A 25,622-nucleotide genomic window follows, 5' to 3' on the forward strand; every position below is an offset into this window, starting at 1 on the left:
GCTATGTATATCGCAATGAACCGCTTCATCGTGCAGCTGGAAAACGCCGAAGGCTTCGAGGCCATGTGGCTGGGCCGCGAAAGCACGCTGGACCAACTGCCCGGCTTTATCGAATTCCACATGCTGAAGGGCCCCGAGGCCGACGACGGCACGCGGCTTTACGCCTCGCATACCGTTTGGGCCAGCGAGGAAGACTTAAAGAATTGGACACGCAGCGACCACTTCCGCGCCGCCCACGCCCGTCGCGGCGAAGGCGATGCCCCGCGCGTGCCTGTCGTCACCTCCAAATTCGAGGGCTTCAACGCCATCCAGCATATTAAAGCCAAGGCCTGATCCATGCAGGCGAAATGGCGGGATGCAAGCGGCGCGGCGATCAGCCACGCCGCAATTATGGCGCGCGCCGCGCGCGCTGATGCCGTTCTACTGGGCGAGCGTCACGACAGGCCCGACCACCATCTGTGGCAGGCTTATGTCGTTGCGGGACTGGCCGCGCATCGCCCTGTGGTCGTCGGGTTCGAGATGTTCCCTGCGCGGCTGAATGCCGTGTTGGCTGAATGGGTTAATGGCGAGCTAGACGAAGCCGCTTTTCTGGAAAAGGCGGAATGGGGCACAGTCTGGGGGTTCGACGCCGACCTTTACATGCCGATCTTCCGGCTGTGTCGGGCGCTGGGCCTGCCGATGGCCGGCCTGAACGTGCCGCGCGCCCTTGTGCGGGCTGTGGGTGAAAGCGGGTGGGACGGGATCGAGCCTGCCGACCGCGCAGGGCTGACACCGGCCGCCCCCTCGCCCATGGCGTATCGGCAGTTCATCTTTGACCTGACGGGCGGCGGGCGACCCGATCGCAAGGCCCAAAGCGCCGCCGACCCCGCATTCGACCGCTTCATCCGCGCGCAAGAGGTTTGGGATCGCGCCTTCGCCACGCATATCGTGCAGGCCAAGGCCGACCACCCCGATGCTTTGGTCGTCGGGATCATCGGCATGGGCCATTTGCAGTTCGGCGGTGGTGTCGGCTTTCAACTGGGCACACTGGGGCTACAGGACAGCCTAGCATTGCTGCCTGTGGCCGAGGGCGATGCGATGCCCGCCCCCGGTGCGGCAGACGGCGTCTGCCTGTTGCCGCGCCTACCCCCGCAGGGATAGCTCGCGCGTGATGTCCAACGCCTCGGGCGGGCGGTGCGCCACGCACAGCACCATCGCCCGGGGCAGTTCCTGCCGCAGCAGCGCTAGCATCTGGCCCTCGGCGGCGGGGTCGAGTGCGGATGTCGCCTCGTCCATCAGCAAGATGTCGGGACGCAGCAAAAGCGCGCGCGCGATGGCAATGCGCTGCTGTTCGCCCTGCGACAGCCCTGCAACCGAAGTTGCTCCATCCATTTCGCGCAGACCCAGACCCACCTTTTGCAAGGCAGCCTGCAGCGTGGATAACGGGAAGGTCGCGGGGTCGTGCGGATAGGTCAGCGTTGCGGCCAACCCCTCGGGGCTAAGATAGCCGCCCTGCGGCAGAAACAGCAGGTTTGCATACGGCAGGCGAATATCACCCACGCCATAGGGCCACAGGCCCGAAATTGCCGCCAGCAGCGTCGACTTTCCCTGCCCTGACGGGCCCGAAATCCAGACACGCTCGCCCATCGCCACGGTGAAATCGGGCACAGGCCGCAGCGCGACGCCCGTTGGCGTGTAAAGCTGCGCCGCCGCGACGTGCAGCTGATCGCCGCCGGTCTGATGCGCGATGGCCCGGGGCACGTCGCGCATAGGGCTGGGCACGGCAGTCGCGGCGAACAACCCGTCGAGGCGTTCGGTCACAGCGACCAATTCGGCCAGATCGCGATAGCGGAAGATGAACCAGCTAAGGGTCGTCGTCACGTTCATGAACGCGTTTGCCATCGCCATCAGCCCGCCCAGCGTCACGTTACCCGCGAAATAGGCCGGCAGCGCCAAGAAGGTCGGAATACGCAGCACCGTTTGCTGGTAGGGCCGTGTGAAGAGCCCCAAGATCAGCTGCTGGTTAATCACGCCCCGCCAGTTCTGCCGGATGGCATCGAACAAGTCGGACATGCGGCGCTGCTCGGCGGTCTCGCCGCGCGCACGGGCGACAGCATCGGCGTTTTCGCGCAGCTGCACCAACGCGTGGCGGAAGTCAGCCTCGCGGCGTTCTTGCACGAAGTAGCGCGATTTCAGGCGCTTGCCCAGCAGATGCGTCAGGGCCGTCGACAGGGCCACATAGATGAACGCCGCCCAAACCATATAGCGCGGGATCGATACATCAACCCCCAGCAGCGTGAAGCTGAGCGCGAAACTGGACAGGCCCCACAGCACCGCGACATAGGAAAACAGCGACACGACGGAGGATATGAACCCCAGCGTCAGCCCCAGAATCTTGTCGATAAATGTCCGGCAATCCTCGGCCACGCGCTGGTCGGGGTTTTCGACGGGGTGTTCGGTAAAGCCCGCGCGCAGGTGCCAATAGGCCTGCGTGCTGATCCAACCCGCAAGGGCGCGGTCGGTCAGGCGCTTGCGCCACTGCATCAGCAGCGTGTCTTGCAGCCATGTCGACGCCAGATGGGCGCTGGCAGACAGGGCCACAAGGCAAAAGAAGATGCCGATCTGCCGCGTCGCCTCGGGGGCGTTCATCTGCTCGAGCGCGTCGTAGAATTCGCGGCTCCAGGCGATCATGCGGACGCTGAACCAGACGCCCACGAATTGCAGCCCAAGGATGACGGCGTAAAGCACAAGGCCGCGCCAACCGGCGCGACCTTGGATGGCGATTTTCATCAATCGCCAAATACGTTGTAAAATCAATCTCATGTCAGAAGGTATAGTTGATCGCGAGGGTCATGTTGCGCCCTGCCCCTGTTTGCAGCTCCAGCGGGACGGTGTTGGCGGTCGCGGCAGTGGTGGTCAAGCCGTAGCTGGCCGCGCCGATGCCGTAATACTTTTCGTCAAACACGTTGTTGACGGCCATGTTCAGCACCGTACCGGGCGCCAGTTCCCAGCTGGCCCCCAAATCCAGCAGTTGGTAGCTGGGCGGGGTGAAGTTGGCATATGACGAGGGCGTCACCTCGCCCGCGAAGGTGGCATCGGCGCGCAGGGTCAGGCCGTAGGCGGGCAGCTCATAGGTTGCGCCCAAAACGGCGGTCAGCGGCGGCACGACGAAGCGCGTGGGCGCAGCACCAGCCGATGCGCGCTGTTCGCCCCGCATCCATGCCAGCGATCCTGTCAGCGCCAGCGCATTGGTGACTTCCCATGCGCCTTCGGCCTCGACACCCCACGTCGAAACTTGCGTGATGTTGCGGTAGGAAATGTCGTTGGTGCCGGGGATAAACCAGAAGCTTTCGATGAAATTATCGTAGTCGGCCTTAAACGCATTTACCGACCAGAAGCCGCGCCCGTACACGCCGCGCACACCGATTTCGATGCTTTTGACTTCCTCGGGCACCAGCCACGGGGCCGGCACAAGGTCGAACGACCCCTGGGTGGACGACGTGTAAAGCTGCTGGAACGTCGGCATCTTGAAGCCTTCGCCGTAATGCGCCCATACCGAGTATGTCTGATCGAAATGCCACGTCGCGCTGAGGGATTTGAGGAGTTCCTCGGCTGTGCGCACCTCGGTCGGGTTGTCGGGGTGGCTGACGACCGCGCTGTTCAGCGAGGGGTCCATCCGGTAGGTCGCGTAGCGCAGCCCGCCCGTTACCTCTAGCTGGCCGTCGAACAGGGTGATCTGGTCTTGCAGATACAGGTCGCGGCGCGTCGTGGTGCCATCGGTGAAGTTGAACCCGCTGGGGCGGCTGTCGACAGTCGTGCCCTGTGTCACGTTTTCAACGCGGCGGCGGCGGTCGTAGCTGGTATCGGCGCGGTCACCATCAAAGCCATAGGTCAGCACATGGCTGCTGCCGCCCACTACAAAGCGCGATGTCGCCTGAATATCCAGTTCGAGGAAATCCTCGGAATAATCCAGATAATCGGTGGTGTTGACGGTATCGCCTGCCGTGTTGCGGGTGACGGCCAGGGCCTCTTGTTTATAGCCGTTGGGCGTCCAGGACAGGCTGGTCTTCAGCGTATCGATGGCACCGCCAAAGGTCGCGTCATGCGTGATGCCATAATGCGTGCGGGTGATGTCGCGCGTGCGCGGGTTTTCGATCAGGTATCCTGTGGTCGATGGGCCCAGCGTGGTGCGCAGGTCGACCTCGGACAGGCGATCCATGCGGTCGTAGGTAAAGCTGAGGCGTTGGGCCGGGGTCAGATCCCAGTCCAGCTTGATCAGGGTGCGGTCGGTGGTGCGATCCAGCGGGTTGAATTCGCCGCAGGAAATGCCGCCATAGGCCACAGGGCGCGAACAGCCCCAGATCCCACCATCGGGGTCGGCGTTTGACAGCGTCATTTCATGGTCAACCGTGCGCGAGCGGGCAAACAGCATCGAAACAGTGTCGCTAAAGCGCTGCGCGAAGGCCAATGAGACATCCGTCGAATCCGTCACTTCGCTGTATCCGATGGTTGCCTCGCCGCCGCGCGTCGCGCCGGGGGCGATCAGATCATCGGGCGTGATGGTGCGCATCGCGACAACGCCGCCCAGCGCATCGGCCCCCCACAGAACCGACGCTGGCCCGCGCACGACATCGACCTGACGGGTAAAGTTGAAGTCCAGATAGTCGCGCGAGCCATCCATGATACGCTCGGCCACGCGGCTGCCGTCGACCTGCATCTGCACGCGGTTCCCCTCGACCCCGCGAATGCGCACGCCGGTCGCGCCCCCGAACGGGTCGGCAGTCGACACTTGGCGCGACGCAGTAACACCCGGCATGGTGCGGACCAGATCCTCGAGCGACTGGATGTTTTTTTCCTGAATCTCCGCGCCATCCACCACCGAGACATGCCCCGCCACATCGGTCAGCGCGCGGCCGATACGGTCTAGCATGATGGTGATGGGCTGCAGCACGCGGCTGGCAGTTTCGCTTGTGGCAGTTTCGCTGGTGGCAACCTGTTGGGCGGTGGCGGCAAGCGGCATCGACGCGGCGGCTGTGCTGGCAAGCAGCAGCGCGCGCATACCCTGGGATAGGCGCATGGCAAACTCCGATAAAAAGATGGGTTGGGGCTGGCGTCATGCGCTGGCGCGGATCGCGGGTGCATTTTGACCGCGCGAAATCGCGGTGGGGATGCAATTTCCTACGATTTAAGTCAAGATATACTGCATATAATTGCGCCGTTTTCGGCAGCGGCGCAACACGCGGCCTAGCCCCAAAAGGCGGTGACGCTGCATTCGCTGCGTGCCAACCCTTGGGTTTCACGCAGCCACAGACGCGCGGCATCAGCATCATCCGCCACGCACCCGACGTAGACGAAGCGATCGGCGGGCGGAATATCCAGCTGTTGCAGCGTGCGCAGCAATGCACCCTCGGCGCGGTCGATCCAGTGCATTTCGACCCCCGCTGGCACGTCGAACTGCTGCCTGTCACGCGGATCGGCCAGTGCGATGACGATATGGCCCTGTGCATCCGCCGGCAGCCGCGCGGCGTAGCGCGCAATGGCGGGCAGCGCGGTTTCGTCGCCCAGCAGTGCAACCCAGCGCGGCAGATCGCGCTTCATCAGCGTCGGGCCCATCAGGCCGATGCGATCCCCCTGCACGGCCCGTTCAGTCCACGCGGAAACGCGGCCACCGTCATGCCGGTAGACATCGAAATCCATCCAGCCCGCAGCAACGTCCAGATCGCGCACGGTGTAGACGGGGCGATGCAGCGCGGCGTCGCCCTCGGGCCAGTGGGTGCGCCCCGACGCATCGATGATCGGCCATTCGTGCACCGATCCGCCGACGGCGACATCGGGCGCAAGGGCGGAAATCACTAGCCGGAAGTGCAGCCCCGCATCCGCATAGCGGGCGACATCCTCGAATTGCAGGCGGACGCGACAAAAATTCGGGCTGATTTGGCGGATATGGGCGACAGTGGCGATGGTCAGGTTGGGCGGCATCGCGCCGGTGTCGACATGCGCCCAGTCCAGCTGCGGGACAGGATCAAGCCGGTCCATCCGGTTCATAACCATCTGTTGCAGCAGATATAACTGGCGGTGGCTGGGGGCGGCCAGGGTTAAGTCGACCCCACTTTCGGCCTGCGCCATGTCGATCCGACCGGCGGATAGGTGCAGCGATAGGCCGTTGCCCCGCGCCTCGGCTGGCACATCCAGCAGTTCGGCGAAGGCGGTAAAACTGTCGCGGATGGCCGCAGGCGCGGCGCTATGGATTTTGGCGGTGATGGTCTGCATCGGTAGCCTCTGTTTGGGGAACGAGGCTGGCACCCGGCGACGGTCGGGGCTGGCGGATATGCACCTACCAACCATAACCGCCGCGCAGGTGCAATCACGGCTTTAGGGCACCAAAAGATCCTTGGCGAATTTACCGCGTGTCATGATGGCAGGCAGCCGCGCCCCATCAGCGGCCAGCAGGTCGATCTGCTGCAACGGGTCGCCATCGACCACGATCATATCGGCGATATACCCTGCCTTGATCTGGCCGACCTCGTGATCGATGCCGCACAGGCGCGCGCCGATCATTGTGGCAGACTGGATAATCTCGGCCGGTGTCAGAACTTTGGCGAGGATCTCAAACTCGGTGCAGTGGTACTTGCGCAAGCTGCCCAGCAGGTCCGACCCGAAGGCCATCGGCAGGCCCGCGTCGCGCATGATCCGCAGGCTATCAAGGCCAGCGGTGCGGACGATGTCGATCTTGGCGAATTCCGCTGCGCCAAGGCCCAGCGCCTCGCCTTCCCACGCCAGCGCATCGTAAGCCACCAGCGTCGGCACGGCGATGCAGCCGCGCGCGGCGGCCAGCGCGGCGGTCTCGGCTGAAATCAGGTTGCAGTGTTCCAGCGAATGGACGCCCAATTCGACACAGCGGCGGATGGCCTTGTCGGTATAGACATGCGCCGAGACGTATAGGCCCGCGTTGTCGGCCTCCTCGACCATGGCGCGGATTTCGTCGGCGGAATACTGGATCGAATGGATCGGATCATTGGGCGAAGACACGCCCCCGTTCGCCATGACCTTGATGAAACGCGCGCCTTCTTTGATCATGGTGCGGCAAACGGCGCGCACATTATCAACGCCGTCCACAATAACCCCCATCGAGCCGAGGCGATCCGACATCATGCCGGGGCGGTCATCAGTGCGGGGGCGCAAATCGGCGTGGCCGCCGGTGGTCGTCAGGCCCTTACCGCAGATCACCAGACGGGGGCCGTCCAGCACCCCCTCCTCGACCGCGCGCACAAGGCCATGGTCGGCACCGCCCAGATCGCGCAGCGTGGTAAAGCCTCGCGCCAGCGCCTGCTGCATCACGCGGGCTGCCCGCAGCGCCGCCAGCGACGACGGGGCCGTCATGTTCGACCACAGATCAAGGCTTTCGGCGACGACGTGAACGTGGCAGTCGATCAGCCCTGGCATCAGCACGCGCCCGCCCAGATCAATCACGCGCGCGTCGGCGGGTGCATCAAGCGACGGCCCCACGGCCAAAATCCGGTCGCCTTCAACCAGCACATCTACGCCGGTCAGCAGCGTGCTGGCCGCCACGTCCATCACGCGGCCATTGGTGAACAAAACGGATGTCATTCCAGATCCTTAAACGTTGTGGCACGCCATCTGGCGGCCGGGGGCGCGTTCGGTCAGCGCAGGCTCGATCTGGCGGCACACATCGGTCGCCAGCGGGCAGCGGGTGTGGAACGCGCACCCAGCCGGCTTTTTCGTGGCCGAGGGGATGTCGTCGCTGCTGGCGCTGAACGTATGGCGCGCGCGCGGATCAAGCGAGGGGGCCGATCGCATCAGCAGCTGCGTATAGGGGTGGCCCGGATTTGCAAAGATCTGACCTTTGGGCGCGATTTCGACGATCTTGCCCAGATACATCACCGCGACGCGGTCCGAGATATGCTCGACTACGCCCAGATCGTGGCTGATGAACAGGAACGCCACCCCCAGATCGCGGCGCAGATCGGCCAGCAGGTTCAAGATTTGCGCCTGCACCGACACATCCAGCGCCGAAACCGGCTCGTCGCAGACGATAATATCGGGTTGCAGCGCCAGCGCGCGGGCGATGCCGATACGTTGGCGCTGCCCCCCCGAAAACTGGTGCGCAAAGTTATCAGCCTGATCAGGCCGCAGACCGACACGGGCCATCAGATCAGCGACGCGGGCCTCGCGCTCGGCCGGGTTGCCGACGCTGTGGATGTCCAGCGGCGCGCGGATGATGTCGCGCACCCGCTGGCGTGGGTTCAGCGACGAGAACGGGTCTTGAAAGACGATCTGCATCCGCTTGCGGTAATCGCGCAGCGTCTTACGGTTGAAATTGGCAATGGACTGGCCATCGAAGCTGACGCCGCCGCCTGTCGGGCGCACCAACCCCATCAGCGCAAGGCCGGTCGTCGACTTGCCGCACCCAGATTCCCCCACAAGGCTAAGGGTTTCGCCCCTGTTCAGGGTAAAAGACACCCCATCGACAGCCTTCACCGCGCCGACCTGCCGCTGCAGGACACCCGCGCGAATGGGGAAATGGACTTTCAGGTCGTCAACCTGCAACAGGGCCTCAGGCATCGGGTTGCTCCCAGCAGGCGGCGCGGTGACCGGCTTGTTTCATGACAAAGGGCGGGCGCTGCGTATGGCAGCGCGCGGTGGCAATCGGGCAGCGCGGGGCAAAGGCGCAGCCTGCGGGCAGGTTCCACAGGGCGGGAACGGTGCCGGGAATATCGGTCAGCCGCTCGCCCCCGCCCCCTTCGCGGGGGATCGCGCCCATCAGGCCGCGGGTATAGGGGTGCAGCGGGGCGTCGAACAGCTCGTAGACCGTTGCTTCCTCGACAGGGCTGCCCGCATACATGACGATGACCTTGTCGGCCACTTCAGATACCACGCCAAGGTCATGGGTGATCAGCACCAGCGCGGTGCCCATTCGCTTTTGTAAATCACTGATCAGTCCCAGAATTTGCGCCTGCACGGTCACATCCAGCGCGGTTGTCGGCTCGTCCGCGACCAGCACGGCGGGGTCGCAGGCCAGCGCCAGCGCGATCATAGCCCGCTGGCGCATCCCGCCAGACAATTCGTGCGGGTATTGTTTGGCGCGGCGCGGCGGATCTGGCATTTGCACTAGCTGCAAAACCTCGATCGCGCGGGCCCACGCGGCGGCCTTGCTACCCTTGCGGTGCTGACGTACGCTTTCGGCGATCTGCTCGCCAATCGTCAGCACCGGGTTCAGGGCGGTCAGCGGCTCTTGAAAGATCATGGCGATCTTTTCACCGCGTGCGTTTTCAACCGCGCGCTGGCCCATCTGCAGGAAATCCTCACCGCCCAGCGCGATGACCCCCTCGGTCACCCGCGCCCCTTGCGGCAACAGGCGCATCAAAGAATAGGCGGTCATCGATTTGCCACAGCCGGATTCGCCGACGATGCAAAGTGTCTCGCCGCGCGCGACGTTGAAGTTCATGTCGCGCACGACGGTGAACGGGCCGCTTTCGGCCTGAATTTCAATCTTCAGGCCTTCGACGTGCAGGGCTGCGGGTATGGCTGTGGCGTGCTGCATGGAATCTTTCCGGCTTGCTAAAGGGGCTTAGTCGGTCGCGCCGTCAAGGTTGCCGACCATCCAGCCATAATCCCCGCTGTGCACCAGATTGCGCGTCAGGTGCTGCATGATCATGATGCCGCGGGTGAACGGGGCGGTGACTTCGTCCAGCACCTCGAACGTATAGGGATGGATGATACGGAACAGCGGCGCGCCGCCGGCGATTTCCTCGCCATTGGCGGGCGACAGCGGCTCGATCCAGCCGCCGGTGGTCGCGCGGATACCCTGAATTTCGTTCACCACAACCTGCTTGGGGTTCGGGCGCACGTCACCCGCAATGGTCCCCAAATGGCGCAGCATGTTCATCACGCCGTCAACCGTGCGCGTCACATAGGGCGTCTGGTCAACGATACCGCCGCCCAGCTCGACCACGACCGAGGGAATACCGCGCTTTTCAATGGTCACAGCCTTGGTCGTGCCTGCAAAGACCGTGCCCTGCTTGTCTACGACGGGGCGATACAGAACCTTTGCGCCAAAGGCACGCGACAGATCCTCGGCGTTGTTAATGTAGACGTAATCGACCGTCGGGCGGTCGGTGCCCGAGTGCAGGTCGATGGACACGTCGATCACGTCAAAGAATTCGCGCGTCAGCGCGGCGGCCAGTTGCTGGCTGTACGTGCCGGTCAGGCTGCCCGGGAACTGCCGGTTCAGGTCGACCTGATCGATGGGCGAGAAGCGCGCATTCACGGCCAGCGCCGTCGGGTTGGCGACGGGCAGCAGCAGGATACGACCCTTCAGAGGCATATCGCGCAGCAGGCGGAACAGCTCGAGTATCACTTGGCTGCCGGTGTTTTCATTGCCGTGAATCGCGGCCGAGATGCCGATCGTGGGGCCGTCGACCTCGCCCACCAGTTCGGTCATCTGGATGACCGCATCGGTGCCGTCGGCATTGGTGGTGAATTTGGGTGTCAGACGGTTGATAGCCTTGACCATTGGTCTTTTCCTTATTTTCTTTATTTGCTGCCGGATTTGCCACGCGACAGCGCGCGCGGGTCGAGGATGTCACGCAGACCGTCCCCCAGCAGGTTGAACCCCAGCACGGTGATCATGATCGCCGCACCCGAAACGATAGACAGCCACGGCGCATCACGGATGAATCGCGTCCCGTAGGACAGCGTCCAGCCCCATGTCGGCGTCGGCGGCGGCAGGCCGAAACCCAGAAAGCTGAGCGCCGATTCCGAGATGATCGCCGTTCCCAGCCCTAGCGAGGCCAGCACGATGATCGGCCCCATGGCGTTTGGCAAAATCTCGCGGAAGATGATGCGCGTCGGCCCTGCCCCCAGCGCCTTGGCGGCTTGGACGTAGTTTTGTTCGCGCAAGACCAGCGTCGTGGCGCGCACGACACGGGCGTATTCCGTCCACGCGACGACGATGATGGCGAATGCCACGTTCATCAGCCCCGGCCCCAGCACCGCTACGATGGCCAGCGCCAGAACAATGGCCGGAAAGCCCAGGAACACGTCGGTAATACGCATCAAAAGGCTATCCACCCAGCCGCCAAAGTAGCCCGCGACCAAGCCCACAACCGTGCCAATGATGGCCGAGATCGTGACCGAGATGAACGCAATCGCCAATGAGACCCGCGCCCCGTAAACCATGCGCGACCACAGATCCCGCCCGAAATTGTCGGTGCCCAGCCAATGGGCAGCCGTGGGCAGTGAAAAGCGGTTGCGCATGTCCATTTGCTCGACCCCGTGGGTCGAAACCAGCGGCGCGAATATCGCACAGAGGCTAACGGCCAGCACGATCAGTAGACCGACGACCAGCGACATGTTGCGGAAGGCCTTGGGCAAGCGAAAAGAAGGTGTTTTCATCGGCTTATCCCAGTCGAATGCGCGGGTCGACCGCAGCGTATAGAAGGTCGACGACCAGATTGACCAAGGCGAAGATCAGCGCGAACGTCAGCACCAGCCCTTGGATCAGCGGCAGGTCGCGTTGCGAAATGGCGGTGATCGTCAACTGCCCCAGACCCGGCCAAGCAAAGATGGACTCCGTCAGAACCGCCCCGCCCAGCAGCGCACCAAAGCGCAGGCCGATGACTGAAAGCACCGGCAGCAAGGCGTTGCGCAGCGCGTGGCGGATGATGACGCGGCCAACACGCAGGCCTTTGGAATAGGCGGTGCGGACGAAGTCCTCGCGCAGCACCTCTAGCATGGAGGCCCGCACGAGGCGCGAGATGATCGCGGCCGAATTGGCGGCCAGCGCCAGCGCAGGCAGTGCGATATGGCGCAGCGAATCCGCCAGAACCGAGGGGTCCCCCCGCAGCAGCGCCATCAGCCCATCGACCATAGGCGCCCCGCGCCCGATGGCCGGCAACCAACCCAGCTGCACTGCAAAGGCGAGCATCAGCAGCAGACCCATCCAGTAAACGGGCATCGACACGCCGATCTGGGCGAACAACATCGCAAGGGTGTCGATGATCGACCCCTGCCAGATCGCCGCCATCACGCCCAGCGTGATCCCCAGCAAACTGGCCATGATCAGCGCGACCACCGCCAGTTCGACCGTCGCGCCCAGACGATCATAGATGATCGTGGCCACTGGCGCGCTTTGGAAAATCGAGGTGCCCATATCGCCATGCAGCAGGGCCCAAGTATAGTCCCACAGGCGGATATACCACGGGTTGTTCAGCCCCAGCCGGTCGCGCAGCAGCGCGATGGCGTCGGGCGTTGCATCCTGCCCCAGCAGGACAGCCGCAGGGTCACCGGGGATCAAAAGTAAAAGGCCGAAGGTGACAATGACGATCCCGATCGCCATGGGCACCAGCAGCAAGATGCGGCGGGCAATATAAGCTAGCATGGGACCGTCTTACGTGATGATGATCTGGTCGATGGCGCGGGGGTAATGGGTCAGGCTGTCGGGGCCGTCTGCGCCGACCAGCACTGTATCGGCGATGCGATAGCCCGCGAATTCCGGTATGGTGATCGAGGGTTCGCTGGAACAGATCATGCCGGTTTCCAGCACGGTCGGATCCCCCTCTTCGACCCATGGCGGTTCGTGGAACATCACGCCCATCCCGTGGCCCGAACGGTGCAGCAGGTGCTGCCCTTTGCCCAAGTCGCGGATGTGTTGCAGCGCGGCGTGGTCGGCGGCGGCGCAGGTGTTACCCGCCCGCAGGCCGGATGTGGCAATGGCTTGCGCGTCGAAGGCCCAGGAATAATGTTCGGCCTGCGCTGCGGTCGGCTCGCCGATAAAGAACGTCCGCTCGCTTTCGGCGGCGCGCCCGCCCACACGGCAGCCCAGCGACAAGATGATGCTTTCGCCGCGCGCGACAGGGTTATGGGTCGGCATCGCGTGCGGAAAGGCCGAGCGCGTGCCTGAATACACCAACCCCGAGGCCAGCCCCGTGACCAGCATGACATCTTCATGTTCTGCATGCATCATGGCGATTGCCGTGCGCGAGACATGGGATTCGATCTCGATTTCGCTGGGCAGCGCGCGACCTGCGCGCAACGCGTCACGGATCAGCTCGACACCCGCCTCGACCATCGCGTCAGACAGACGCGCAGCCTCGCGGTGCAGGACGATTTCTTCGGGGTATTTGATCATGCGGGCGCGCACGACCAGATCGGTTGCGACGACCTGCGCGGGTGCGAAAGCGGCGGCCACTTGCGCCGCACGCCCGACCGACATGCCAAGGCTGTGGGCCACCATGCCACCCTGCATCGGCAGCGCGCGCGACAGCACATCCAGCGGGCGGTCAACGCCCGGAAATTCAAAATAAACAACCGGTTCTGCCGCGATCTTCTGATGCGCGGCGTGCGTCACCTCTAGCTGCGGCAACAGCAGCAGCGCGCGGTCGGCGGTCAGCGCGAAGATGACGGGACGCTCGGTCGGGTAGTGCGAAAAGCCGGTCGTGTAGATCACGTCATCGGCGGAATCGAGCAACAGCAGGTCGATGCCTGCAACCGCCATGCGACGGCGCAGGTCGGCGTGGACGCGGTCGTAGAACGCGATATCAAGGGTCTGGCGAAAGGTCATGCAAGCCTCGCTGGCGGATGGGTTCCGGCGGTGACCCGCCGGAACGACGTAGGTGAAGGGCCCTATTCGGGGATGCCCAGCAGCCCACGCAGCGTGCCGCGCGGCGACACTTCGGGCGTGACGGGCAAGTCCTTGGCGTAGAACATCTGGTAGCCTTGGTCGGATACGATGTAATACGGCAGCTCCTCGGCCAAGATCGTCGCGGCGGCTTGGTAGGCCTCGGTCCGGCCCGCTTGGTCCAGCGTTTCGCGGCCAGCTTGCAGCAGCGCATCAACCTCGGGGTTGGAATAGCCGCCCCAGTTGGTCGGGCCGCCGGTAGTCAGCTGGGCATACAGCAGACGGTCGGGGTCGACGATGTTCAGCCAGCCCAGCAGCGCGATGTCGTGCTGCCCTTGCTGGACATAGTTGGTCGAGAACGAAGGCCAGTCGCTGATTTGCGCGGTCACCTTCACGCCAGCCTGTTCAAACATGGCCTGCAGGAATTCGACCGTCTGGACGCGGTTCGGGTCTTCCGAGTGGGTCGAGAGCGTGATCTCGAGCGGGGCGCCGTCTTTATCGAGGTAGCCGTCGCCATTCGTGTCCGACCAACCCAGTTCGTTGAATAGCGCGATGGCGCCCTCCATGTCGAACGTCGGCTGCTGGATCGTATCACTATAGGCCCACGACGACGGCAGAATGATCGAGCTGGCGATCTCGTCCGCGCCCTCGTAGATCGCATCTACGATGGTCGCTTGGTCGATCAGCATGGCAAAAGCTTGGCGCATACGGGGGTCGGACAGCGCGGGTTTTGTGGTGTTGAAGTTCAGGTAAGTCACACCCAGACTCGCCATGATGGCGTTGCCGAAACGATCGTCAGCGGCCAAACGGCGGATGTCCTGCGGCGAGAGCGGCGATTGGATCACATCCAGATCGCCCGCCTCGAACGCTTGGGCGCGGGCCGAGTTATCGCCGATCACCTTCAACGTCACATCGGTGACAGCCGGTGCACCCGCCCAGTAGTTTTCGTTGGCGGTCAGCGTGATCTCGCTGCCGCGCGACCAGTTGACCAGCTTCATCGGGCCGGCGCCGACGGGGTTCAGGGCCAGATCTTGCCCCGCCTCGACCAGCGCCTTGGGCACGATGCCGGTGTCAAGATAACTCAGCAGCGGCGCATAGGGGGCCGACAGCGTGAATTTGACCGTGACCGGATCGACAGCCTCGATCGCCGCGATCGGCGCATAAAGCGCGCGGCTGGGCGAGCCGAAGTCGGGGTTCGTCAGCGTTTCGAACGTGAAGACCACGTCATCAGCCGTCAGCGGGCTGCCATCCGAAAAGGTCAGGCCGTCGCGCAGGGTGAAGATGATCGTGGTCGGATCGGGGCTTTCCCAGCTGGCGGCGAGGTCGGGGACAGGTTCCAGCCCCGGCGTCAGGTGGACAAGGCCCGCATAGATCAGGTCCGACACACGCGAGGCGGTGGTGTCGCGCGTGAGGCGCGAATCCAGCGTGCCCGCATCGACATCGGTGCCGATGACAAGTGTTTCGGCAGCGGCAAACTGCGGCACGGCCAAGGCCAAAGCCGCCAGCGCGCTGCTGGTCAGAAGTAGTTTCTTCATTCCCTGTTTCCTTTGTTTTTCATTTTGTTATGACATCGTCCGCGCTTTGACTGTCGGCCAGCACGCGCGCGGAAACCTTGGCTTGTCGCAGCTTTGCCAGATGGGGCAGCAACACCCCTTCCAGCGCGGCCTGATCGGCACTGTGACGGAATTCGAAACAGTCCACGCCGGGTTCGACCATTTCGGACAGGTGTTCGGCCCCCGAGGCGTAGACGACCGATGTGCACCCGGCCAAAACCTCGTTCAGATCGGCGGCGCCCATCCATGTGGCGCGCACCTCGGCCACATGCGGGGCGAATTCGCGCACCGTGGGCCGCATGACCGAAACGTATTCCTGAAAATAGCTGACGGCCGCAATGCGCGCGCGGGGGTCCTGCCCCGCCAGTTGCTGCCGCGTCCGGCGCGAGGCGATGAAGGCGATGCCGACCACGCGCGCGGGGTCGACGCTGGCGCCGTCCGCCTCAAGCAGGCTGCGCACTTCTGCCACGCGATGGGTAAAGGTCACGACCAGATCGGCACCAAGGCAGCTATCGCGCGCAGCAAGGTCGTCCGTCAACTGCGACATCAGGACCCAGCTGATACTGTCGGTCGGCGCAAGGACCGAGGCGATCTCGCGCACATAATCGCGCGTTTGCGGGCCGAACATGCCGACGAACACCACCTTCAGCCCGGCATCCGAGCGCTGCAATTGTGCGCGCGCGTTAACCATGCCGACCAAGGCGGTGGGGCTGACATCCAGCGCATGCGCGCGGCGCAGCAGTGCATCGATCATCCCTGCCAGACCGGCTATGGGGTCGTCCGCCTCGGGCGCGGCGCGGCGGGCGACAAACGCCCCAAGGCCGGCCCGCATCTCGATCAAGCCTTCGTCGCGCAGCTGCTGATAGACCTGCGCGACGGTCATCGGCGCAACGCCCAGATCAGCCGCTAACTGGCGAACCGAGGGCAGCTTCTCGCCCTCGGGCAGGTTCCAGAACGACAGCGCGTAGCTGAGCAATCCGTGCAGCTGCATCCCGACGGGCACAGGCAAGGACTTGTCGATCATCAGCGGGTTAATTGGAAACATGCGATTCACCGTTCTAATATACTAGAACGCTATCTCAGCGTTCCGCTTAGGCAAGCCAGAACGACAAAATCTGCGATAATCTTTGGGATGTGCAAAATTATGCACATTAAATAATCATTTCGAGCAAAATCGCACATATCTGCCATCAAATAGCTTGGCTTGAGGCGATTCGGCCGTCAACACATCAGTCAGTACACGGGTGAATACGGAAAGGGTGTTCTAATGGATTATGTCGCACTTGGACGGTCGGGGCTAAAGGTCTCGCGCATCGGGCTGGGTTGCATGACCTTTGGCGACCCTGCATGGGCGCCGTGGGTGCTGGGCCTTGATCAGGCAAAACCCATTATCGACAAAGCCCTAGATCTCGGCATCAACTTCTTTGACAGCGCCGATTTCTATTCAAAAGGCGAAGGCGAGCGTGTTCTGGGCGAGGCCCTGCGCCACGTGCCGCGCCACAAGCTGGTGATCGGCACCAAGTTGTTCTACGCCATGAGCGACGACCCCAACGACCGTGGCCTATCGCGCAAACACATCTTTGATTCGGTCGATGCCAGCCTGCGCCGCCTGGGCACCGATTACATCGACCTGTACCAGCTGCATCGCTTCGACCCCGATGTTCCGCTAGAGGAGACACTGGACGCGCTGAACGATTTGGTCCGCGCGGGTAAGGTGCGCTACTTGGGCGCGTCGTCGATGTATGCGTGGCAATTCATGAAGGCCCTCGGCCTGCAGCAACAGAACGGCTGGGCCAAGTTCATCAGTATGCAGCCGCATTACAACCTGCTCTACCGCGAGGAAGAGCGTGAAATGCTGCCGCTGTGCCTAAGCGAAGGTGTCGGCGTCACCCCCTGGAGCCCCCTTGCCCGCGGCCGCTTGGCCGATAGCCGCAGAGATACCGCCCGCGCGGCGACCGACAAGACCGCCGACGCGCTGTACAACGCCACCCGCGCGCTAGACGAAGCGACGATTGCCGCGCTGCACCGCGTCGCCGCCCGCCACGGCCGCCCCAGCGCCCAGATTGCCTATGCTTGGGTCGCCAGCCGCCCCGCCATCACCGCGCCTATCGTGGGTATTTCCAAGCTGCACCAGTTTGACGATGCCATCTCCGCGCTGGACGTACAGCTGACCCCCGAGGACGTGCGCGAGTTGGAAGCCGATTATCGCCCCAAACCCATCGCCGGTCACGTGTAAGGACACATCATGGACCTAGGACAAGATCTGGCCGAGATCACCGCAGGGATCGACCACCTTTATCGCACAACGCCGCGCAGCGACGGGTTTCTCGACCGCGAGGGGCTGATCCCCGTGGCGGTCGCACCCGTGACCGCGCGCCAATTCGGCGCCTACGACGACGCCCGCGCCGCGCTGGACGCCCTGTCCGCCCGCATCCCATCGGGGGCAGAAACTGCGGTGCGTGCCGCCTATCTGGCCGAAATGGTGGATTCGCTGCACGCGTTGATTGACACATTCACCGGCGTTCCCATCACATTCGCCGAACGGTTGCAGCGGCAAATGCGCGTCGACACCACCGTCGTCCCGCAGGCTATTCTGGACGGCTACCGCCAGACCATCCGCGATGCGCTGGACGAGATGGGCTATCGCGGCGGCGATCTGCCCGACGATCTGGCGCAGTGGGAGGCTGACAACGCCGTGCCGCGCGACAAGGTTCTGGCCGTCATGGCCGAGCTGCAAATCGCCGCCCGCGCCCGCGTGATGAAGATCATGGACCCCGCGTTAACCGCAGGGATGGCCGATGAATGGATGGACCCGCAAGATGTGTCGGGCGCGCCATTTTCGGCCTATTGCGACTATCCGACACGGCGAATGCTGATCAACCTTGACTTCCCGTACACCCGTTTCGGGTTGAAGCATCTCGCCACGCACGAGGCCTTCCCCGGCCACACCGTGCACCTGAAGCACCGCGAAATGATGGTTGCGGCAGGTAAAATGCCGTTGGACGGCGCGCAGGTAGTGACTAGCTCGGCCTCCTCGGCGCTGTTCGAGGGGATTGCCGACAACGGAATCTTCTTCCTAGATTGGGTCGAGGGGCCCTCTGACGTTTTGGGCGTCGCGCTGCAGCGCTTGCGCAGCGCGACCCGCTGCAACGCCGCGTGGATGATGCACGCCGAGGGGAAATCGCTGGACGAGATCGTGCCGGTCATTGCCGCACAAGCCTTTCAGACGCCCGAGACCGCGCGCGGCCGGCTGGCGTTCCTGACGCACGATCTGCGGATGCCGTTCGTCTACGCCTATTGGTCGGGCGACCAAGCCGTGCATGCGGCGTGGACATCGCTGCAGCCGGAACAACGCGGCGCATTTTGGCGCGATATTTACGGCACCATGCACACGCCGCGCACGCTGGCATCTGTCTACGGCTAAAAATTTAGCGGGGCGGTTGTTAGGCTGCCCCGCCAAAACACCCTCAGGCTTTGGGCTGCGGTATGGCCTTTGGCGGATCGTTCAGAGCCTCTACCCGATCAACCAGCGCGACAATGTCGCGCCGCCCTAGTTGCTGCGCGATCCGCGCAATGCGCCGCTGCAGAAACGGCCGCATCGGTGCCAGATACAGCGCACGCACCAGATCGGCCAAAGCCTCGGCGCGCATGCCTGCCTCGGCCGCGCAATTGGCACGCCAGACATAGAAATCAGCCGAAGATTCCAGAACAGGCGCGAATTTCTCCAGCGCCTCGGCCAGATCAATGTAGGACGCGCTTTTGTTCAGCGCCTCGCAGGTGGCGAAATGCGCTGCAAAAGCGGGCGTGCTTTGGACGTGCTTTTCCTTGGCGCGGTGCATCTTCGCCCGCATGTGCGCCAGATCAAAATCCGCGACATCGACGAACGCCAGACCGCATTTGAAGTCAGAAGCGATGCGCGGGAAGTCAGCCGCAATTGCCCGCTCGAACGCTTGCGGCAGCAAGCCCGTGCGGCGACTATCCAGCAAGCTATCGGCTAGGCCGCGCACATAGCGGCGCAGCAAGCGCACAGGCCGATAGGCGGCGTAAAAGCGCCCCTCGTCCATAGTGCCATCAGCACATTGGCGCGAAACGCTGGACAGCAGCCCGACCTGCCGCAGGAATTGCGCAGTCATATGGCCTGACCACCGCATCTTCAAACCCACCGCGCCCGCAGCGACCAAACGCTCGGCATGGGCGCGATCCTCGGGCAGCTTGGGATCATAGAACACATAGGCTTTGTGCGCAAAATGGCACGTTTCAGCCGCATCCGAGGGCAAAAACGACCAGTTTTGCGCCGTCCCGCCGGGGTATCGCGTATCCCAAGGCGCGAGCGCCACATCAAGCGTTGATTGCGGCGAGAATGCGACGACCGTGCACCCGGGCGCAAATTGCGCAAACAGGCACGCGCCATATCCCCCCATCGAGGTGCCCGACAAGATCACGCGATCAAACTGATCGAAGAACCCTTCGGCCTGCAGCTTTGCAAAGGACTTGTGCAGAGAGCGCGACCGGAACCAATTATCGTCAAACGCCAGCACGCCCATGAACGACCAGCCGTTCGATTTGGCAAAACCATAGCCCCAGCCCGGCCGGTCTTTGTTGCGGCTGCGCACCTCGGCCAGATTGTCGAAACCAATGTACAGCGTGTCGAAGCTGCGCTGGGTGTATTTTACCGCGTAACGGTCACGCCCTTTATAAAGCTGGATGAAGGGCTCATCCACCGTCAGCGTGCTATCCTCGACAAATTCCTCGTCGTTTTCGGACTGGTCTGTGTCTTCGGCGGCGGGGGCGGCCAGATGCATCAGCGCCAAAGCCCCGCGCGACAAGAACGAAAACTGATCCGCCACAATTTCAGCAACAGCCTGCGGCGCCAGTAATTGCATGCCCCGCTTGCGGGCACGGTCGGGCGAAAAACTGGTGTCGTTCAGCCCGTGATGGGTCACGAGGCTGAGGTTGTCGTCGACGACCGCGTGCTCGAACCGTTGCTCCATCCCGAAATGGCCGAATTCATAGACGGATTTCTTGGGGTGCCGCAGCGCCAGACCCGCCGCCAAAAAGGTGACAGGCCAGTCATAAGCACCCTGCCCGTTTCCCGCAGCGGCTACATAAAGCGCGCGGGCGTTGGTGATGACAAAGGGTTTATCGCTGCCTGCAAAATCGCCTGCAGCGCGGCGCATATTGGCGACGAACCGCTGCGAGATCGCATCATCATCATCCAGACGGAACTGCAGCACATTCGAGAACTGCAATCCCAACGATTTGAAGACCTTGCGCTGCGCATCGCCCGCGCTTGTTGTATCAAAAAACCGCAACTCAACCTGAGGCACGCGCGCGCAGAGTGCCCGCAGCCGGTCTTGGTATATCTGCGGCATCCGCGTCGACGCTAAGACGATAAAGACGAAATTCTGGTCGGTTTGCGCCTGCAGCGACGCAAGGGTCAACAACTCGAAGCTGCGCAGGCGCGCTTCGATGCGCGCGGGATCGAACAGTTTTTGCGCCTGTTCATCAACAAGGCGCGCAATATCCTGTTCGGCCGCACCGCGAAACGATATCCAGTCCCCCCGCCCGAGCAAAGAAAATCGACAGATTCCAACGATATCCATGCACTTACCACATCATCCGAGCGAGCCCACCCCAACGATAGAGGCATATATACTGCGACACAACACGGCTTTAGCGCCCACAGCCTTAACCGCGCCACGACGGGCCGTAACGATGGTGTAGGCTTAGCTCTGTTGAACACATCTGGTAACGGAATCACCATGTGAATCCAAGGTGATAGCTGGGTGGCCCTGAATAGACCGGCACCTCCGCCCTACAAGACCCGGAACTGGCGCAGCTATAAGCAAGCGCTGAAGTCCCGTGGCTCTCTGACGATCTGGTTCGATCCTTCCATGAACAGCGAGGCCGCTCCGACAGGCAAACGTGGTCGACAGCGCGACCACGGCGACTCTGTGATCCAGACCTGCCTGACATTGAAGGTGCTGTTCGGGATGGCGCTGCGCTGAACTGGACTTGTCTCACTTCCGTTCCGGTTTTCTACGAGCAATGCTCGCCATAAAGGAGACCAGATATGGCACCCAAGCACAGTGAAAGATTTCAAGCGCGATGCGGTTCGGATCGCGACGCATAGCGGCCTGACACGACGACAGGTGGCGTCGGACCTTGGTGTCGGGTTTTCGACCTTGGGCAAGTGGATGCGGGATTATTCGACCGATCCGACAGCGGCCGAGGACGCGGAACTACGCCGCGAGAATGAGCGCTTGCGCAAAGAGAACCGTATCCTGCGGGAGGAGAGGGAAGTACTAAAAAAGGCCGCGATCCTCTTCGCGAGCCAAAAGCAGTGAGATTTCAGTTCATTGCGGAGTATCGCGGAGATCTTTCACGCGCCCGCCTTTGCTGTCTGATGCAAGTTTCGGACCGTGGTTTACGAGCGTGGCGTCACAGGCCGCCCTCGCTGCGTCAGCGGCGCGACATGGTCCTTCTGGCCCATATTCGCGAACAGCACCGGCTCAGTCTGGGTAGCTATGGCCGCCCGCGCATGACGCAGGAATTGACCGAATTGGGCATCAGGGTGGGGCAACGCAGGGTTGCCCGGATCATGCGCGACAATGGCATCCAGGTCTTGCGAAGCCGCAAATTCAAGCGCACGACCGACAGCGACCACAGTTTCAACATCGCCCCGAACCGTCTGAACCAGGATTTCACGGCGCGGGCCCCGAACCAGAAATGGGCGGGAGATATCACCTATATTTGGACCTGCGAAGGATGGGCCTATCTCTCTGTGATCATTGATCTATATTCGAGGCGCGTAATCGGTTGGGCAATCAGCAACCGTATGAAGCAGGACTTGGCCTTGCGGGCTTTGGACATGGCAATCGCGTTACGCCGACCGCCACCGGGCTGCATTCACCGCACCGATCGCGGCGCGCAATATTGTGCGCACGCGTATCAGAAGCGCCTTCGCCGTCACGAGTTGCTGCCTTCCATGAGTGGCAAAGGAAATTGTTACGATAATTCCGCAGTCGAGAGTTTCTTCAAGTCGCTCAAGGCCGAACTCATCTGGCGAAACACGTGGCAAACACGCCGGGACGTCGAGGTCGCGGTGTTCGAATACATCAACGGATTCTACAATCCGCGCAGGCGGCATTCTTCGTTGAATGGAAAATCACCCGTGGCCTTCGAAAAGATCGCCGCATAACATCAGCAACACACCGGAACGAAAACGGTGCAAGTCCACAACTGGGTTCGTCGAAAGCCTCCTGCGACTGATCGGCCTCGACGGGGCGGAGCCGGACCTCATCACGCTGTCACGACCGCAGAAGACCCTGCGGGTGAACATTCCCTATCGTCGTTTCGACGGCCCCCTGCACCTGCTGGTCGACAACACTGGGATCAAGATTGGGGGGGGAAAGACGAGTGGAATGCGCGCAAGCACGGCGGCTCGAAAAGACGCGTCTGGCGCAAGCGCCACATCGGAATAGACGAGAAAACCCTGGAAATTCGTGCGGCCGAGTGCACCATCCGCAACCTGGGCGATGCACCCGTGCGGCCTGAACTGCTCAACCAGATCTCGCCCGTCCAGGAGATCCCAGCGTGACCGCCGATGGTGCCTTCGACACCCGCAAATGCGATGACGCCATCGCCGCTCGAGCTGCCGCAGCGATCAACCCGCCCCGCAAGAACGCCGAGCCCTGGAAGCCCGATACCCCCTGGCTATCGCCGGCAATGAGATCCTGCGCATATCGAAGCGTCTTGGTCGAACCATCTGGCTGCGATGGAGCGGCTATCACAGCCGAAGCCGTGTAGAAGCCAAATGCACCGCGTGAAACGGCTGGGCCAGCGCCACTCCGCCCGAGGCTTCGATCGTCAGGTCGCCGAGTTCCAAGCCCGAGTTGCCGTCCTGAACGGCTTCACCGCGCCCGGAATCCCCGTAAAGCAACTCAAGGCGTAAGTCCGTTCGGCGAAAGGTAAGCCTCGGACTGCAGCTGTTTTGTGCAACAGAGCCGCCGGTCGCCCCCAATCCCGTATCTGACGCGATCTGCGCTGCACCGCTGCCTATAGCACGATGGGACCTTGCGCTTGCCTGATGTGGAGCGCCACAAGCCGGGGCGGGCGAAGTTCAAACGCTATCCCCTATGGTTATTCCGCATCGATACCGTCGAGGTGGAACCTACTGAAGGTAAAATATATTTATTCGTTGGCATCGACCAGACGAGCGAGTTCGCCTCGACCTAACTCGCCAGCAGGGCCGAACAGAGGGCAGCCTGGAAATTCCTCCAGCACATGCTGGAAGCCGTGCCTTACCACGTTCACACCATTCTCACCGACAACGGTATTCAGTTCGCAGAGCAACCACGGAACAGGAACATCATCTACTCCCGACCGATGTGTTTCGATACGATCTGTGAGACAAACGGGATTGAACACAGGCTAACCAGGCCCAACGCCCCATGGATCAAAGGTCAAGTCGAACGGGTGAACTGCACGATCAAGGAGGCCACCGTCAAGCGCGTGCATTACGAAAGCCATGACCAGCTCCGCACTTCATAGCGGCCTCACACCTTGCGAATACATCTATAAGATCTGGAAGTCAGAGCAAGACAGATACATCCTAAACCCGATTCACAAAATGCCGAGACTGAACACCTAGCGAGCCTTCGAGACCGTAATGCAGCTATGAGCGTGCGACGGCACCGGCCAGCAGCGGGCAGCGGGCAAACACACAACATCACCCCTTGCCCTAGCGGCAACATGGGGCGCGCGCGTTTTGGGTTGATTGGATCGCTCTGCTTTGAAATGATAAAACCCTCCGCAAGCGAAGGGTTCACACTATGCATTCAAGCTTTAATGGCGGAGAGACAGGGATTCGAACCCTGGGTCGGCTTGCACCGACAACGGTTTTCGAGACCGCCGCATTCGACCACTCTGCCACCTCTCCGCTCTGACGCCGGATTTACAGGGCCAACCCGCAGGCCGCAAGGGGAAATTTCGCAAACTACCCTTGCAACTGTGCCTGCAAGGGCGTGACGTAGCTTCCCCTGCCGAGCCTAGTCGCTTTCGTCGAAATAGGCGACGCGCCCGCCTGTCTTGTTCGATGTCATCACGCCCAAACTTTTCAATTTGCGGTGCAGGGCCGACCGTTCCATACCGACAAAACTGGCAGTCCGGCTGATATTGCCGCCAAAGCGGTTGATTTGCGTCAGCAGATACTCGCGTTCGAACAGCTCTCGGGCCTCTCGCAGGGGCAGCGTGGCGAGCCCACCCGACAGCACGATGCGACCATCACCTACCTCGCCCTCGTCACTGCCGGGAATTTCGCGCGGTGCAATGTCGCCACTGCTCTCACCCAAAATCAACACACGCTCCATCACGTTGCGAAGCTGGCGGATGTTGCCGGGCCAAGTCATCGTCTGCAACTCGGCAGCGGCTTCCTCGCTGAGGGCGCGCAGCGGCAGGCCCTGCGTTTTACTGAGCCCCGCAATGAAATGGGTGGCCAGCACCGGAATATCCTCGCGGCGTTCCTCCAGCGACGGGATCGAGATCGGCACTACGTTCAGACGATGGTAAAGTTCCTGCCGGAAGCGTCCGGCCTCGATTTCGCGCAGCAAGTCCTTGGTCGTGCTAGAGATTACACGCAGATCAACCTGCACCTTGTCATGCCCGCCCACGCGCGTGAACGATTGGTCGACCAGAACACGCAAGATTTTCGCCTGCGTGCCGGACGGCATATCGGCGATTTCGTCAAAATAGATCACGCCGCCGCTGGCTTCCTCCAGCAGGCCGTTCTCGATGCCGCGCTCGGGCGTCTCGCGCCCGAACAGCACCTCCTCCATCCGATCAGGCGCAATCGCGACCGAGGCCACCGAAACGAAGGGCGCATGCGCGCGCGCGGAATTGGCGTGAATGTAACGCGCCGCCGCCTCTTTCCCCGCACCCGCGCCGCCTGTCAGCATTACGCGACCGTTGGAACGGGTCACCTTGTCCAGCTGCGCGCGCATGGTGCGAAATGCCGATGAATCGCCGATCAGTTCGATCGCCTGCGTATCGCCGCGCTTCAGGGCCGTATTCTCGCGCCGCAGCCGCGACGCTTCCATCGCGCGGCGGATGACGACCAGCAAGTGGTCTATATTAAAGGGCTTTTCGATGAAATCATACGCGCCTTGCTTGATGGCGGCGACGGCGATTTCGATGTTTCCATGCCCAGAAATAATCACGATCGGAATGTCGGGATGCTCGCGTTTGACGGCCTTCATAATGTCCAGCCCGTCCATCCGGCTGTCTTTCAGCCAGATATCGAGGATCATCAGCGCAGGCCTCTCGCGCGCGATTTCAGCCATGCACTGGTCGGCGTTTGCGGCGACGCGCGTGGTGAAGCCTTCGTCCTGCAAGATGTCCGAGATTGTCTCGCGAATGTCCCGCTCGTCGTCGGTGATCAGGATGTCGCCCAT

At 62.4% G+C, this 25,622-nt stretch carries 19 protein-coding genes, 1 tRNA gene and 3 pseudogenes; 8 read left to right on the plus strand and 15 right to left on the minus strand.

All coding sequences use genetic code 11. The features are described from left to right. Window positions 1–3: 3 nt before the first annotated feature. Window positions 4–333 carry an antibiotic biosynthesis monooxygenase family protein gene (locus BVG79_RS06310; RefSeq protein WP_085786136.1) on the plus strand — a complete coding sequence of 110 codons (330 nt, stop codon included), beginning with the start codon at window positions 4–6 and terminating at the stop codon, window positions 331–333. Window positions 334–336: 3 nt separating this feature from the next. Beyond that, complete coding sequence (locus BVG79_RS06315) at window positions 337–1,140, plus strand: ChaN family lipoprotein (RefSeq protein ID WP_085786137.1); 804 nt, start codon at window positions 337–339, stop codon at window positions 1,138–1,140. Here the strand turns inward: BVG79_RS06315 and BVG79_RS06320 are convergent. The 12 genes from BVG79_RS06320 to BVG79_RS06375 form a co-directional block, all read right to left on the minus strand. Next, the gene (locus BVG79_RS06320) at window positions 1,123–2,769 is read right to left on the minus strand and encodes an ABC transporter ATP-binding protein/permease (RefSeq protein WP_236951319.1); all 1,647 of its coding nucleotides are present in this window, start codon (window positions 2,767–2,769) and stop codon (window positions 1,123–1,125) included. The genes BVG79_RS06315 and BVG79_RS06320 overlap by 18 nt on opposite strands. Before the next feature lie 34 nt (window positions 2,770–2,803). Then, the gene (locus BVG79_RS06325) at window positions 2,804–5,056 is read right to left on the minus strand and encodes a TonB-dependent receptor domain-containing protein (protein WP_085786139.1); all 2,253 of its coding nucleotides are present in this window, start codon (window positions 5,054–5,056) and stop codon (window positions 2,804–2,806) included. Between the two features lie 167 nt (window positions 5,057–5,223). After that, window positions 5,224–6,249 carry a siderophore-interacting protein gene (locus tag BVG79_RS06330; protein WP_085786140.1) on the minus strand — a complete coding sequence of 342 codons (1,026 nt, stop codon included), beginning with the start codon at window positions 6,247–6,249 and terminating at the stop codon, window positions 5,224–5,226. Window positions 6,250–6,351: 102 nt separating this feature from the next. Beyond that, window positions 6,352–7,587 (minus strand): metal-dependent hydrolase family protein, encoded by a 1,236-nt coding sequence (locus BVG79_RS06335; RefSeq protein ID WP_085786141.1) that lies wholly within the window; start codon window positions 7,585–7,587, stop codon window positions 6,352–6,354. A gap of 9 nt (window positions 7,588–7,596) precedes the next feature. Next, window positions 7,597–8,562, minus strand: a complete 966-nt coding sequence (locus BVG79_RS06340; protein ID WP_085786142.1) for an ABC transporter ATP-binding protein — start codon at window positions 8,560–8,562, stop codon at window positions 7,597–7,599. After that, window positions 8,555–9,541, minus strand: a complete 987-nt coding sequence (locus BVG79_RS06345; protein ID WP_085786143.1) for an ABC transporter ATP-binding protein — start codon at window positions 9,539–9,541, stop codon at window positions 8,555–8,557. The genes BVG79_RS06340 and BVG79_RS06345 overlap by 8 nt, the downstream gene beginning before the upstream one ends. 27 nt (window positions 9,542–9,568) lie before the next feature. Continuing rightward, window positions 9,569–10,513, minus strand: coding sequence for a succinylglutamate desuccinylase/aspartoacylase family protein (locus tag BVG79_RS06350; RefSeq protein ID WP_085786144.1), 945 nt, complete (start codon window positions 10,511–10,513; stop codon window positions 9,569–9,571). Between the two features lie 20 nt (window positions 10,514–10,533). After that, the gene (locus BVG79_RS06355) at window positions 10,534–11,394 is read right to left on the minus strand and encodes an ABC transporter permease (RefSeq protein WP_085786145.1); all 861 of its coding nucleotides are present in this window, start codon (window positions 11,392–11,394) and stop codon (window positions 10,534–10,536) included. A 4-nt stretch (window positions 11,395–11,398) separates the two neighbouring features. Next, window positions 11,399–12,379 carry an ABC transporter permease gene (locus BVG79_RS06360; protein WP_085786146.1) on the minus strand — a complete coding sequence of 327 codons (981 nt, stop codon included), beginning with the start codon at window positions 12,377–12,379 and terminating at the stop codon, window positions 11,399–11,401. A gap of 9 nt (window positions 12,380–12,388) precedes the next feature. After that, window positions 12,389–13,561, minus strand: a complete 1,173-nt coding sequence (locus BVG79_RS06365; protein ID WP_085786147.1) for a M24 family metallopeptidase — start codon at window positions 13,559–13,561, stop codon at window positions 12,389–12,391. Window positions 13,562–13,623: 62 nt separating this feature from the next. Next, window positions 13,624–15,153 carry an ABC transporter substrate-binding protein gene (locus tag BVG79_RS06370; RefSeq protein WP_085786148.1) on the minus strand — a complete coding sequence of 510 codons (1,530 nt, stop codon included), beginning with the start codon at window positions 15,151–15,153 and terminating at the stop codon, window positions 13,624–13,626. A 19-nt stretch (window positions 15,154–15,172) separates the two neighbouring features. Then, entirely contained in the window at window positions 15,173–16,216 is a 1,044-nt protein-coding gene (locus BVG79_RS06375) for a GntR family transcriptional regulator (RefSeq protein ID WP_085786149.1), read from the minus strand. A gap of 222 nt (window positions 16,217–16,438) precedes the next feature. Between BVG79_RS06375 and BVG79_RS06380 the strand changes: the two genes are divergently transcribed. Then, window positions 16,439–17,407 (plus strand): aldo/keto reductase, encoded by a 969-nt coding sequence (locus BVG79_RS06380; protein ID WP_085786150.1) that lies wholly within the window; start codon window positions 16,439–16,441, stop codon window positions 17,405–17,407. 9 nt (window positions 17,408–17,416) lie between these two features. Beyond that, a complete protein-coding gene (locus BVG79_RS06385) occupies window positions 17,417–18,595 on the plus strand; it encodes a hypothetical protein (protein ID WP_085786151.1) in 1,179 nt (392 codons plus the stop codon). Between the two features lie 43 nt (window positions 18,596–18,638). On the opposite strand, the gene BVG79_RS06390 is transcribed toward BVG79_RS06385, so the two are convergent. Continuing rightward, window positions 18,639–20,774: a glycosyltransferase gene (locus BVG79_RS06390; protein WP_085786152.1), complete on the minus strand. Its 2,136-nt coding sequence runs from the start codon at window positions 20,772–20,774 to the stop codon at window positions 18,639–18,641. 189 nt (window positions 20,775–20,963) lie between these two features. Here BVG79_RS06390 and BVG79_RS13525 point away from each other — a divergent pair. The 4 genes and pseudogenes from BVG79_RS13525 to BVG79_RS13935 all read left to right on the plus strand — a co-directional run. Next, a pseudogene (locus BVG79_RS13525) lies at window positions 20,964–21,176 on the plus strand (transposase); the annotation flags it as partial. 84 nt (window positions 21,177–21,260) lie between these two features. Then, a protein-coding gene (locus BVG79_RS06400; RefSeq protein WP_217622877.1) for an IS3 family transposase occupies window positions 21,261–22,372 on the plus strand; the annotation gives its coding sequence in 2 pieces (ribosomal slippage) (window positions 21,261–21,477 and window positions 21,477–22,372; 1,113 coding nt in all). A gap of 31 nt (window positions 22,373–22,403) precedes the next feature. Next, window positions 22,404–23,125: pseudogene (locus BVG79_RS06405) on the plus strand (IS5 family transposase); the annotation flags it as partial. Between the two features lie 62 nt (window positions 23,126–23,187). Continuing rightward, window positions 23,188–23,824: pseudogene (locus BVG79_RS13935) on the plus strand (DDE-type integrase/transposase/recombinase); the annotation flags it as partial. 198 nt (window positions 23,825–24,022) lie between these two features. On the opposite strand, the gene BVG79_RS06415 reads toward BVG79_RS13935, so the two are convergent. Together BVG79_RS06415 and ntrX are read right to left on the minus strand one after the other, a co-directional pair. Continuing rightward, a tRNA-Ser gene (locus tag BVG79_RS06415) sits at window positions 24,023–24,112 on the minus strand. Window positions 24,113–24,221: 109 nt separating this feature from the next. Continuing rightward, window positions 24,222–25,622 (minus strand): nitrogen assimilation response regulator NtrX, encoded by a 1,401-nt coding sequence (gene ntrX / locus BVG79_RS06420; protein ID WP_085786154.1) that lies wholly within the window; start codon window positions 25,620–25,622, stop codon window positions 24,222–24,224.

Origin of the sequence: Ketogulonicigenium robustum (genome assembly GCF_002117445.1) — a bacterium.
GTDB classification, from domain to species: domain Bacteria; phylum Pseudomonadota; class Alphaproteobacteria; order Rhodobacterales; family Rhodobacteraceae; genus Ketogulonicigenium; species Ketogulonicigenium robustum.